The 12,808-nt window shown below is 39.7% G+C and carries 11 protein-coding genes and 5 tRNA genes; 13 read left to right on the top strand and 3 right to left on the bottom strand.

The window, feature by feature from the left end; all coding sequences use genetic code 11:
- Window positions 1-59 precede the first annotated feature (59 nt).
- The 11 genes from HMPREF0501_RS04080 (at window position 60) to HMPREF0501_RS04130 (ending at window position 5,920) form a co-directional block, all read left to right on the top strand.
- Window positions 60-1,475: an amino acid permease gene (locus tag HMPREF0501_RS04080; protein WP_220093439.1), complete on the top strand. Its 1,416-nt coding sequence runs from the start codon at window positions 60-62 to the stop codon at window positions 1,473-1,475.
- Window positions 1,476-1,651: 176 nt separating this feature from the next.
- Complete coding sequence (locus HMPREF0501_RS04085) at window positions 1,652-2,293, top strand: deoxynucleoside kinase (protein WP_006916592.1); 642 nt, start codon at window positions 1,652-1,654, stop codon at window positions 2,291-2,293.
- A gap of 53 nt (window positions 2,294-2,346) precedes the next feature.
- Window positions 2,347-2,419, top strand: a tRNA-Val gene (locus tag HMPREF0501_RS04090).
- 5 nt (window positions 2,420-2,424) lie between these two features.
- A tRNA-Leu gene (locus HMPREF0501_RS04095) sits at window positions 2,425-2,507 on the top strand.
- A gap of 130 nt (window positions 2,508-2,637) precedes the next feature.
- Window positions 2,638-2,709 (top strand) — tRNA-Gly (locus HMPREF0501_RS04100).
- A gap of 5 nt (window positions 2,710-2,714) precedes the next feature.
- Window positions 2,715-2,788, top strand: a tRNA-Arg gene (locus HMPREF0501_RS04105).
- A gap of 69 nt (window positions 2,789-2,857) precedes the next feature.
- A tRNA-Pro gene (locus tag HMPREF0501_RS04110) sits at window positions 2,858-2,931 on the top strand.
- Between the two features lie 157 nt (window positions 2,932-3,088).
- Window positions 3,089-3,961 (top strand): hypothetical protein, encoded by an 873-nt coding sequence (locus tag HMPREF0501_RS04115; RefSeq protein WP_006916593.1) that lies wholly within the window; start codon window positions 3,089-3,091, stop codon window positions 3,959-3,961.
- 65 nt (window positions 3,962-4,026) lie between these two features.
- Complete coding sequence (locus HMPREF0501_RS04120) at window positions 4,027-4,362, top strand: hypothetical protein (RefSeq protein WP_006916594.1); 336 nt, start codon at window positions 4,027-4,029, stop codon at window positions 4,360-4,362.
- Between the two features lie 55 nt (window positions 4,363-4,417).
- Window positions 4,418-4,867 carry a hypothetical protein gene (locus tag HMPREF0501_RS04125; RefSeq protein WP_006916595.1) on the top strand — a complete coding sequence of 150 codons (450 nt, stop codon included), beginning with the start codon at window positions 4,418-4,420 and terminating at the stop codon, window positions 4,865-4,867.
- 189 nt (window positions 4,868-5,056) lie between these two features.
- Window positions 5,057-5,920, top strand: a complete 864-nt coding sequence (locus HMPREF0501_RS04130; RefSeq protein ID WP_050755749.1) for a YitT family protein — start codon at window positions 5,057-5,059, stop codon at window positions 5,918-5,920.
- A 101-nt stretch (window positions 5,921-6,021) separates the two neighbouring features.
- On the opposite strand, the gene glnA (HMPREF0501_RS04135) is transcribed toward HMPREF0501_RS04130, so the two are convergent.
- The 3 genes from glnA (HMPREF0501_RS04135) to HMPREF0501_RS04145 form a co-directional block, all read right to left on the bottom strand.
- The gene (gene glnA, locus HMPREF0501_RS04135) at window positions 6,022-7,347 is read right to left on the bottom strand and encodes a type I glutamate--ammonia ligase (RefSeq protein ID WP_006916597.1); all 1,326 of its coding nucleotides are present in this window, start codon (window positions 7,345-7,347) and stop codon (window positions 6,022-6,024) included.
- Between the two features lie 285 nt (window positions 7,348-7,632).
- The gene (gene glnA / locus HMPREF0501_RS04140) at window positions 7,633-8,958 is read right to left on the bottom strand and encodes a type I glutamate--ammonia ligase (RefSeq protein WP_006916598.1); all 1,326 of its coding nucleotides are present in this window, start codon (window positions 8,956-8,958) and stop codon (window positions 7,633-7,635) included.
- Between the two features lie 22 nt (window positions 8,959-8,980).
- Complete coding sequence (locus HMPREF0501_RS04145) at window positions 8,981-10,507, bottom strand: amino acid permease (protein WP_006916599.1); 1,527 nt, start codon at window positions 10,505-10,507, stop codon at window positions 8,981-8,983.
- Window positions 10,508-11,132: 625 nt separating this feature from the next.
- On the opposite strand from HMPREF0501_RS04145, the gene adhP reads away from it, so the two are divergent.
- Window positions 11,133-12,158: an alcohol dehydrogenase AdhP gene (gene adhP, locus HMPREF0501_RS04150; protein ID WP_006916600.1), complete on the top strand. Its 1,026-nt coding sequence runs from the start codon at window positions 11,133-11,135 to the stop codon at window positions 12,156-12,158.
- 167 nt (window positions 12,159-12,325) lie between these two features.
- A complete protein-coding gene (locus HMPREF0501_RS04155) occupies window positions 12,326-12,793 on the top strand; it encodes a CtsR family transcriptional regulator (RefSeq protein WP_006916601.1) in 468 nt (155 codons plus the stop codon).
- Window positions 12,794-12,808: the final 15 nt, after the last annotated feature.

The raw sequence follows: 12,808 nt of genomic DNA on the forward strand, positions 1-12,808 counted from the left end.
CAAAAGATCAACAATCAACCGGTCAAGTTCACCGTTCATTAAAGACGCGTCACCTATCCATGATTGCGTTGGGGGGCTCAATTGGGACCGGACTTTTTATTGCAAGTGGGTCGGCGATTACTTCTGCCGGTCCTGGTGGAGCTTTAATTGCGTACACCATTATGGGAATCATGGTGTACTTCTTAATGACTAGTTTGGCAGAAATGGCGACGTATATTCCTTTAACGGGTTCATTTGCTGCTTATGCAAGTAAGTTTGTAAGTCCGGCATTAGGTTTTGCACTGGGGTGGAATTATTGGTTGAATTGTGCCATTACTGTTCCGGTGGAAGCGACAACGGTTGGCTTAGTAATGAACTTTTGGTTTCCTCATATTCCCTCATGGGTTTTTAGCGGAATCACGTTTGCATTAATTTTTTTGATTAATTATTTATCAGTTAAGTCGTATGGCGAAACAGAGTTTTGGCTTGCGTTAGTTAAGGTGATCACGGTAGTGGTTTTCCTAATTGTGGGGGTATTAGTAATCCTTGGAATCATGGGAGGACGCGGCCCTGTAGATTTGCAAAACTTTACGTATAAAAAGGCGCCGTTTGTCCATGGTATTTCTGGAATTGTGAATGTTTTCCTGGTGGCTGGTTTTTCTTTCCAAGGAACAGAAATGATTGGAATTGCTGCTGGGGAATCGGAAAACCCAGAAAAGAGTGTGCCTGAAGCAATTAAATCAACGTTTTGGCGGATTTTATTATTCTATATCTGTACCATTTTTGTGATTGCATGTATTCTGCCATATACTGATAAGAATTTGCTCAGCTCTGATGTGACTGATATTGTAACTAGTCCATTTACGTTAGTCTTTAAGCGGGCGGGATTAGCTGCGGCAGCAAGTGTTATGAACACGGTTATTTTAGTTGCTGTACTTTCATCCGCCAATTCATGGATGTATGCTTCAACACGAATGTTGTTCTCCCAAGCACGTGAAGGTTTTGCATGGCGGATGTTTGGCTATGTCAATAAGCGCGGAATTCCAATTTATGGCTTAGTTGGGACGACAGTGATTGGCTTACTGATTTGGTTTACTCAATTTATTGGTCCGCAAGCTTATAACTACCTGATTGGTGCTTCTGGGTTATCCGGTTTTATTGCTTGGCTGGGGATTGCCATTAGTCATTTTCGTTTCCGACGGGCGTTTATTAAGCAGGGGCATGACGTGAGTGAATTAACTTATCATGCTGCGTTATTCCCGTTTGGTCCACTTTTTGCTTTTGGATTATGTATTATTGTAATCCTGTGCCAAAATCTGGATGCTTTTGTCAAGTTTGATTGGCAAAGCATTGCGGTTACTTACATGACAATTCCAGTGTTTATCGTTCTCTATTTGTACTACAAACTAAAGTATGGCAGCCATTTGATTCCGTTAGAAGAAGTAGATCTTTCACGGAAGACAAAGGGTGAAAGCTACGAAACGGAAGATAAATAAAGAGGTTGAAAATTTTATTTTCAACCTCTTTATTTTGTAGGCAAACCTGGAGCAAGAATAGCTTTTTGATGAACCATCGTCCGATTAATAAGTAAATATTTTTCAGCGCAGCACATAAATTAATGATACAATGGTGCTTGTCGTTTTATAGAATTTAAATGGAGGAGCTATTCATTATGATCGTCTTAGCTGGAACAATTGGTGCAGGTAAAACAAGCTTAACTAAGCTACTTTCCCGACATTTAAATAGTCAGCCATTCTTTGAATCGGTTGATGATAATCCAATTTTGCCATTGTTTTATAAAGATCCCCAAAAGTATGGCTTTCTTTTGCAGATTTACTTTTTAAATCGGCGCTTAGACGAAATTAAGGGTTCCTTTGATAATGACTTAAATGTATTAGACCGTTCGATCTTTGAGGATTCTTTACTATTTAAGTTGAATGCTGATTTGGGCCGGGCCACGCATACGGAATCAGATATTTATACTTCATTGCTTGATAATATGATGGAAGAATTGCCAGATGAGCGTCATCAAAAGGCTCCAAATCTTTTGATTCATATTCAAGTGTCTTTTGAAACGATGCTTAATCGAATTAAAAAGCGTGGTCGCTCATTTGAACAGGTCGATACGGATCCAAGCCTCTTTAATTACTATAAGGAACTTAATGCGCGTTACCAAAAGTGGTATGACGAGTATGACCTAAGTCCGAAGATGGTAATTAATGGCGATCAGTATGACTTTGTTGAAGATTCAACAGCAGCAGCTGAGGTTTTACAATTAATTGACCATAAGCTCGAAGAGTTGAATCTTAAATAATGCTTGACGAGTAAAGTGAAGTAGCTTAAACTAATTAAAGTTACTTTGGTTTTGGAGGATTAGCTCAGTTGGGAGAGCATCTGCCTTACAAGCAGAGGGTCACAGGTTCGAGCCCTGTATCCTCCATTGATGCGGATATGGCGGAACTGGCAGACGCGCAAGATTTAGGTTCTTGTGTCTTTATGGCGTGGAGGTTCGAATCCTCTTATCCGCATTGGAAGGGAGTTACCTGAGGGTAGCTCCTATTTTTATTGCAGTTTTATAATAAATTTTTGGTTTTGTTATTGACGCCAATCGATAAAACTAGTATCATTAAAAACTGTTGAAAGAGATTAATACTTTATGCGGAAGTAGTTCAGTGGTAGAACATCACCTTGCCATGGTGGGGGTCGCGGGTTCGAATCCCGTCTTCCGCTTTTTTGCACCCATAGCGCAATTGGATAGAGTGTCTGACTACGAATCAGAAGGTTGCAGGTTCGACTCCTGCTGGGTGCATTGTCTTATGCGTGGCAGAATTCTTAGAAGAATTTGCTGCGCTTATTTTGTAAGACATCACCTTAGTTTCGGAAATTAGCTCAGCTTGGTAGAGCGCTGCGTTCGGGACGCAGAGGTCGCAAGTTCGAATCTTGTATTTCCGATTTATACATAGTAAGAGCTGTTATAGAGAGGTAAAACCTTGATATAACAGCTTTTTTGTTTAATAAATTTATTTGATTGAATTATTGCAAATGTTCGAGTAGAATAAACATGTGTTCGCTAAAATGCTATTATTGAGAAAATAGGGAGCTGAATGAATTGTTCTACGTTGTTTATCAGTCACAAGCGGGAAACGAATGGTTTTGGACAGTGGATAAGACTTTTTCTAAATCAAAGCAAAAATTAATGAAGTACCAATCGAAAAAGGTGGCATTGCGGGCATTGAAAAACGCCTTAAAAAAGTATCCTAATAAGTTCCGAACGCACCCTCTACATAATTGCAAGATTATAAGTGCTGATGATCCGACAGTTTCCTATTCACCATTGACAGATCTTACGTTGCCGGTTAGTTATTGTCTCGGGAGACGATTAGGAGCAAAGGATCCGTGGTTATTTTTAACTTCCAAGGGAACTTTTGCAGGATTTAATAACAATAAAAAATCCGTTTTTAATCATCTTGAAGACTGTCGAGCTAAGGCGCTAGCTTATTACAAATCTGGAGAAGCCCAATTAGCAATCTTTGATGCTAATCAAGATCAATTAATTGAAACGATTCAACTAACGACTGCAGTAAATTCTAAGCCCGAAGTGTCCAAAAAGGAAGTTATGGATGCATTGGATGTTCTATTAAGAGCAAGCAATTATGCTAAACAGCTAACCCAACAGGTTTTTATAATTGATCATTCGGAAATGATTGACTTAATGCATTTTATCGAATTTAGTCAACTCACCGATCAACAAAAAGTTCAATTAATTGATAAGATTCATTCTATTCGTCAAGAACGCAGAAAAATGAAAGATTTACTGGTCTTTTTAAAGGCGGTCCGCGAAAATATTGACTTTAATAAGATTATTAAGGAAATTGATGAGAGCAAAGTGTTGTTAGGCAATGAACGTAGTTATACATTTCGGGATTCAAATTTAAAAAAATGGTTAGACACTCTAAAAAATGTAGCGACTGAAAAAGTTTAATGATTTTCTTTACTGGTGATTTCATGTAAAATAATGAAAAAATAATTACTAGTGAGGAATATTAGATGAAAATCACCAAGAAAACTCGCGTGCGAATTCTAAATACGGCATTACTGGTAATGGCAATATTGTCTTTTGTCTGGCTAATAATTACGCTAGGAATTGCAATGAGCGAATTAGTTGCGGTAGGCCATGTTGATGATGTCGAAAACTTTTATTCGGATCATCTCATTGAGCGGTGGCTATTTGCGGTTCTTTTATGGGGGCTGACTACGGTCGCATATGTAATCCACAGTACAATAACGATCTGGACATTGACGCAAAAAGATCAATCAGCCACTTTGAATGATCATCAACCAATTTCAAAGCCAAAACATGCTCGTGATGTTGAAGAACTTTGACAAACTGCTGTAATCATGGGAAAATGCATCCAGATTTGTTAACGGGAGGATTAAAATGAAAAAAGTAGTTACGGTGATTGGAACTCTTGCACTGAGTATCTTGCTAGTTGCTTGTGGAAATCAAAATAATTCTGCTAATAACCGTAGTCAAACAACAACTAGTTCACAATCATCATCTAATCATCAGGGTGAAGATGCACAAAGCAGTAGTAGTAACAGCCGGAATAACCAAAATCAAACGGCAGGTAGTTCGAGCCAACAGACCGGTCAACAGGGTCAGAAAAATAAAGTAATGACCACCGAACAAGTTGTAGCACGAGTTGCACAATTAAAAAACGTTAATTTAAACGGTGGCGACAAAATTTATGTAACGCCAACTAATACGCCCAATGTCTTTAAGATTTATATCAAAGGAGCTAATCAAGATCCGCAAGTAGACAGTATTGTGGATCACTACGTCTATAATGGAAACACAGATGTGCTTTCACAAGCCACAGAACGTTAAGTTAATTTTGGGGATGTGAGCGAAGTTTTTTATTGCTTCGTCATCACATCCTCATTTTATTTCAAATTGTGATCAACGATCAATCGAATAATTAACGCCATTTTATTAACATAATTAATTATCTCGTCTTTTTAAAACGCTCGCAAGATGATAAAATGAAAGGGAACGCGAGTGAAAAGAGGGATTGCTATGGCCGTGAAGCAGCGTCGAGAAATTTTGGAAACTATCAAAAGAATTTGGATCGCCTTGGTTTATGGGGTCATGTCAGCAGTTGGTATCAATATGTTTTTAATGCATGCGAATTCTTATTCATCTGGTCTGCTGGGATTATCGCAGTTGCTGCAAACGGTCTTCATGCTGTTCCATATTCACGTGAGCATGAGTTTTTTAATGGCAATCTTTAATATTCCGCTGTTTATTTTTGCTTGGCGAGTATTTGGCATCCGGTATATTCTTTTCTCTGGATTAGCAGTCTTAGCAAACATTATCTTTTTAGCGGTTATTCCAAAAGTATCTCTAGTAACTGAGCCGTTAACCAATACATTGGTGGGGGCATCACTAATTGGAATGAGCGTTGGATGGTGTTTTAATAATGGATTTACAACTGGTGGTGTTGATATTCTCGTTACCTATTGTCAAAAAAGGTTTCACCAAAATGTTGGAGTGTTTGCTAATATTATTAACGGTTTTATTTTGTTGGGAGCAGTAATCTTTTTTGGCCCTGGACGGATTGTTTATAGTTTAATTGGAATGCTAGTTACCAATGGTTTGATGGATTACATGTATGTTTCTCAAACGGACGTTAGTGTAACAATTTATACTAAACATGCAGAGAAGTTGATTCGGCCCTTGCAAGGATTTGCTCACGGTGCAACTCTGCTTCACGGAATTGGTACCTATACGGGTGAGCCGACGGATATTATCTTAGTCGTCACACCACGCGGTCAATTAGCATTTATCAAAAAGCTGGTGAAGTCGCTAGATCCAGAGGGCTTTATCAGTATTCAACGATCGGATGTGGAATTAGGTAAGTATCGTCATTATTCTATGTAAAAAAGCCGTAGTAGAAGGACTATTAAATAAGTGCCCCACAATCGTTAGATTTCTTGTCTAACGATTGTGGGGCACTTCACTTCTCTACGGCTTTTTTAAATTTAAGCATTAAAGTATTTGTTATGTTCCCAATTGGTGACATTTGTTTTGTAGGCTAACAATTCGTTTTTCTTCGAATTAACAAAGAAATCAACAAAAGTGTTTCCTAAGGCATTTACTAAGATGTCATCCTTTTCTAGATTATCAATGGCCTGGTCTAGCGACCCTGGTAATTCAGTGATTTGTGCTTCATCTCGCTCAGTTGAATTCATTTTATAAATGTTTCGTTCGACTGGTGCGGGAGCCACTAATTCGTTTTCAATACCATCGGCACCAGCAGCCAAAATTGCGGCAATGAAGATATAAGGGTTAGCAGATGGATCACCGGAACGCAGTTCTAGTCGAGCTACCTTTCCCCGACCGGCTGGAATGCGGACTAGTGGAGTTCGATTATCAGTTGCCCACGCGATGTATGTTGGTGCTTCATAGCCGGGAACCAATCGTTTATAACTGTTAATGGTCGGGTTAGCAACCGCGGTAAATGCAGGCGCATGCTTTAAAAGGCCAGCAAGATAATGCAGGGCGGTTGCTGATAATCCTTTTGTTCCTTTTGGATCATCAAAAGCGTTTGTGCTGCCCTTGAATAGTGATTGGTTTAAGTGCATTCCAGAACCATTGATTCCAGTAATTGGCTTTGGCATGAAGGTAGCAGCCAGACCATGTTTTTTAGCGATTTCGCGAACTACTAGTTTGAAGTATTGAATCTTGTCTGCGGTATGCAATGCATCATCAAAGCGAAAGTCAATTTCGTGTTGTCCAGCAGCAGCTTCGTGGTGAGAAGCTTCGATAGAAAATCCCATTGCCATTAAAACGTTTGTGATGTCCCGTCGACATGCTTCGCCTTCGTCTTTTGGTTCCGTGTCAAAGTAGAATGCGTCATCATTAACGGTCATGGTTGGACGACCGTTTTCATCCCGCTTAAATAAGAAGAATTCTGGTTCAGCACCGATGTTTAAAGTGTCAAAGCCCATCTTGTTAACTTCAGCCAGATTCTTTTTCAGGATACCACGTGGATCACCAGCATAAGGGGTGCCATCAACATTGTAAACGTCACAAATGAGAGCGGCAGTTTTATCAACACCTTCTGTCCATGGGTAAATTACAAACGTTGAAGGATCTGGATATAGATACATGTCAGCGTGTTCGATGGGTAAGAAACCGTCAATGGATGAACCATCGATTTTAATTTTGTTATTTAAGGCATCATCTAAAAGTGTAATTGGAATTTCAATATTTTTAAAAGCGCCATTGACGTCGGAAAAGCTCATCCGAAGGTAGCGTACATCTTCATCCTTAGCGATCTTTTTTACATCATTTGCTGTTAACATAGTTTAATCTCCCTTATGCTTAAATTGGTCTAACAAAAAGTATGGTGCAATACTAATACGAAATTCTGCGACTGTGAATAGATGTGAAGAAAGCAAGTAAATCTTAAAGTGAAAGCGGTCTACCTAATTAAGATAATAATTTATCCACGGGAATGGGGTTAATTAAATAAAGAACGAAAAAACCAGCAAGGCGGAGATTGGAACCTTGCTGGTTTAAAGGAGAAATGTATGATTGTGTAATCAAAACGGATTATTTTGCAGGAGTAAAGAGTTACAATGCGTTAATTAGTCATCAAAATATTGCTTGTGTTCCCAATCAGTAACGTTGGTTCTGTAATCGTTAATTTCCTGTTGCTTGAGGGCTGTAAATTTATTAACGAAGTAGCTACCTAAGGCGTTCTTAATAACCTCATCATCATTCAAATCTTTAATTACTTCACTAAGGGAACCAGGTAGTTCGGTGATGTTAGCATCTTTCCGTTCTTGAGCGGTCATCTTGTAGATGTTTCGTTCAACAGGGTCAGGTGCCATAATCTTGTTATTGATTCCATCAATCCCAGCAGCCAGTGCAGCAGCAATTGCAATGTATGGGTTGGCCGTTGGATCACCAGAGCGTAGTTCTAGCCGGGTCAATTTACCCCGTCCAGCTGGTACCCGCACTAGTGGAGTCCGGTTAGATGTCGACCAAGCAACGTATGTTGGTGCTTCATAGCCAGGAACGAGTCGTTTGAAACTATTGATCGTTGGGTTAGCAACGGCGGTAATCACCTTAGCGTGGGCCAATACACCACCTAAGAAGTACAATGCTGTTTCGGAGAGTCCCTTCAAGCCATCTGGATCGTCAAACATATTTTGACCATTTTTGAATAACGACATGTTGAGGTGCATTCCGGATCCATTAATCCCGGTAATTGGCTTTGGCATGAAGGTTGCGCAGAGGCCAAAGTCTTGAGCAATTCGCCGAATTGTGAGCTTGAAGTATTGAACGTTATCTGCGGTGTAAAGGGCTTTATCATATTTAAAGTCAATTTCATGTTGTCCAGCCGCAGCTTCGTGGTGATCAGCTTCAACTTCAAATCCCATCTGGGTTAACGTATTCGCGGTTTCACGCCGGCAGGCTTCACCCAAGTCCTTTGGTTCAAGGTCAAAGTAGAAACCATCATCGTTAACTTTCATGGTTGGATTACCATTTTCATCTGCCTTAAACAGGAAGTATTCTGGCTCTGCCCCAATGTCGAAGGTGTCGAAGCCCAGTTCTTTAACGGCATCGAGTTCCCGCCGCAGGATGCTCCGTGGGTCGCCAATAAACGGGGTGCCGTCAACATTATGAACGTCACAGATCATGGATGCAGTCTTATTTTTATCGGCAACCCAAGGATAGATTTTCCAGGTATTGGTATCTGGGTAGAGGTACATATCCGCATCTTCAATCGGCAAGAACCCTTTGATAGAAGAACCATCAATTTTAATCTTGTTATTTAGAGCATCATCTAGAAGTGCAATTGGGATTTCAATGTTTTTCAGTGCTCCTAAAGCGTCTGAAAAGGTCATCCGTAAGTAACGAACATTTTCTTCTTTAGCGAGTTTCCGAACGTCATCAGCTGTAATCATAATAAGTTACCTCCCCAATTAATTACTTATTTTCTTGAGTGAGCGTTTTATCTTCTTCCTTCAGATACTGAGCGACTTCTTTACTCCACTTATCGTGATAGCGGTACATAATCAATGGTAAAATTCCAACGATTACGACCATAATTACGAGAGTAATCACATAGGTAGAACGAAGATGGGCAGGAGTGCCTTCGGCGGGGATGAAGGTAATGAAGAAGGCCATTAAAGTAATGACAAAGCCAATTACTGCAACCACAATACTAAAAGTCCGACTATTACTCATTCGGTAAGTTCGATGCAGGTTTTCGTATTTATTCTTTAAAACAATGTACGCAACAATCATCATTAGGTAAACCATCAGATATTGTGCAGTGGTTGCGGCCATTGAAACATTAAAGGCAAAATCTGCATTTTCACCACTATCGAAAGTAATCATTAATGCAGTAATGGTAACTACAATTGCTTGTAAAACCACGATCCGCATTGGAACGCCACGCTTGTTAGGTTTGGCAAAGTACTTTGGCATGTATCCTTGACGAGCAGCGACAAATAAACCTTGATTGGGCCCGGCCAACCAATTGCTTAATTCACCAATAATGCCACAGGCGAGTAGAACACCCACGATTTTACCAAGTAAATCACCAGGTAAGCCAATTGATGAAAGAAGGTGTCCATACGTGTAGACAAAGCCAGTACTATTTTGAATATCAGCCTTTGGTACCGTCATTGCGATGGATAGGCTTCCCAAGAGGTCAAAACAAATTGCGGTTAGCGCTAACCCCAACATTACCTTTGGGTATTGGTTAGGGTGTTCCAAGTTTTTAACATGTGGCGCTTGTGCTTCACCACCACAGAATGCGAGGATGAATGGAACAAATGCTACCAGGGTGGTGCCATTGAACTTACTTGGAATCACCGTACGCCATGATAGGTGGACGTAAATCGGATTGCCTTGAATCAAATAAGTGATAAAGACAATGATTAGGAGAATAACTGGGGTGGCGATTCCTAAGCCGAAAAGCCATTCGGCGATTTTACCAACCCGTTTTTCACCAAAGTGCTGAATTAAAACACATCCCCAAAGAATAATCATCATTAAACCAAAACGAATTAATGGTTGGGTATTAAACCACGGAGTGTTAAATGCAATTGAAAATGCGCCAATTACAAAGTACATCATGGTGTCCATTCCGACAGTGATGTGAATCCATTGGTAGAACATTGCAGTCCAACCGGATTTTTCGCCAAGGGTTCCTTTGACCCAGGTAAAAATACCACCATCACCCCAACCGTCAATTGAAGCCATTTCCCCAGTTTCTTGAGTAATTGGTAAGAACCAGAGGATGCCGGCAATAAGTAGCCAGAATAATGAGGTTGCGCCGGCTTTGCCAAATGGGGCGAATTCGTCAACTGAGATCACAACAGAACATGACATGGCAAAGAGTTTGAGACCAGTTAACTGGTTATATTGTCTTGTACTATTATCTAATGTTTTGTCGTGGCTGAAATGCGGTCCACTATGCGGACCAATAGCTGGAACATCAGCCATTATCACCATCTCCCACGAGAATTAAACACTAATGGTTTTCCCATTAGTAAAGGTGAAAACAAATCTTTTACTGTCTAAATCAAAACTGTCTTGAAAGGACCTTTCACCTTCAATTATTGACAAAAAACGCTAAATGTCACTATACATAATATGAAATATATCCAAAAACCTAAATTTTTTCAAGCTGTAATGTCTAATATCTTAATTTTGTTAAGAAATATTGGCAGTGAACGAAGAAAAATAAAATACCATTAATTAGTCAAGATGGTAGATATTTCTACTTATAAAGCCAATGTAATCGGTTACTTTCAATGAGTTCTACGTTTTTGTAGAAAATTAAATTGAATGTTATATGTAAAAATAGCTTTACAAAAAAAGAAAAGTGTAAATTCAAAAAGAAATGACCATTTCTGCTTTATTAAAGTAAGTGAAAATGGTAACAAAAATTATTAATTTTGGTTTTAACGCTGCAGCCAATCGTAGACTGATGTCATAGACGATTTTTAACTAATGGTCCATAATAATTTACAAAGAATGTTCAATATTTCACTTTATTTTTGCTGAAATTCTGCTATGATAATAGACGTAAACGATTTCAAGCAAGAAAAAAGGAGATTTTTGCACTATGAAAGCTGCTGTTATTAATGATCCAGTAGACGGTTACGTTACTGTTAAAGATGTTCAATTGCGTGATTTGAAGCCTGGCGAAGCATTAGTCGACATGGAATACTGTGGACTTTGTCACACTGATCTTCACTGTGCTGCCGGTGACTTCGGTAAGAAGCCTGGTCGGATTATTGGACACGAAGGGGTCGGCCGTGTATCAAAGGTTGCTCCTGGTGTTACAAGCCTTAAAGTTGGCGATCGGGTTTCAATCGCTTGGTTCTTCAAGGGCTGTGGTCATTGTGAATATTGTTTGACTGGTCGTGAAACTCTTTGCCGGAACGTTTTGAACGCTGGTTACACGGCTGATGGTGCAATGGCTGAACAATGTATTGTTCCTGCTGATTACGCTGTTAAGGTTCCAGAAGGACTTGATCCAGTTGAAGCTACTTCATTAACTTGTGCTGGTGTTACGATGTACAAGGCTTTGAAAGTTGCTGACATTAAGCCTGGCCAATGGGTATCAATTGTTGGTGCCGGTGGTTTAGGTAACCTCGGGATTAAATTTGCCCACAATGTTTTTGGCGCACATGTAATTGCCGTTGATGGTAATCCTGACAAGTTGAAGGCTGCTAAAGAAAATGGTGCTGAAATCTGCATTAACCGTCATGACAATAATGTTGACGAACAAATTCAAGAAAAGGTTGGCGGGGTTCACGCAGCGGTTGTTACTGCTGTTACCACGGCTGCTTTTGACCAAGCAGTTAACTCACTTCGTCCAGATGGTAAGTTAGTTGCTGTTGCCCTTCCACAAGGTGATATGAAACTAAATATTGCTAAGACTGTTCTTGATGGAATCATCGTTGCTGGTTCATTGGTTGGTACTCGCCAAGACTTAGCTGAATGTTTCCAATTTGGTGCCGAAGGTAAGGTTCACCCAATTGTTAAGACTCGGAAGCTTTCAGAAATTAACGATATGATCCAAGAATTGAAGGATAATAAAGTTGTTGGTCGGAACGTTGTTGACTTTGTTCACAACAAGGACTAATATTTAAACAATTTAAAAACAGTTCGCAATGTTAGGTTGCGGGCTGTTTTTGTTGTCTTAAATATGACTCAATGGTGAATTTGAATTGCTCTTTCATTGAAAAAGCTGTGTCTGTTATAATGTTATTAAGATTAAGGTCAATATTAGTCAGAGATGGGGATGAGAAAATGGAAGAGAAAAGTATCTCAGATATTATTGAGAAGTATTTAAAATCGATTTTAGCAGATGACGAAAAAGTAGAAATTCGCCGTGCTGAGATTGCTAATCATTTTGACGTTGTTCCATCGCAGATTAATTACGTCATCAAAACACGCTTCACATTGCAAAATGGTTATTTAGTGCAAAGCAAGCGGGGTGGCGGTGGTTATATCCGGATTGAACGGGTTAATCTGATTGATGATGTTGATGTACTAGATATGCTCATCAATACAATTGGCCAATCGCTAACGGAAAATGATGCGTTTACGATTGTTCAAACGTTATATGCAGAAAAGGTGATCTCGCAGCGAGAGGGTGATTTGATGTTAGCAGCTCTCTCGAAAGAAACCCTTAGCGTAAGTGCGCGACAAGATGCGGATCGACTGCGTGCTCGTGTGTTGGTGGCCTTCTTAAATCGTCTTCGTTATGAAAGTTAAGTGAAAGGAGAACGC

It is taken from the genome of Limosilactobacillus coleohominis 101-4-CHN (assembly GCF_000161935.1).
Classification (GTDB): domain Bacteria; phylum Bacillota; class Bacilli; order Lactobacillales; family Lactobacillaceae; genus Limosilactobacillus; species Limosilactobacillus coleohominis_A.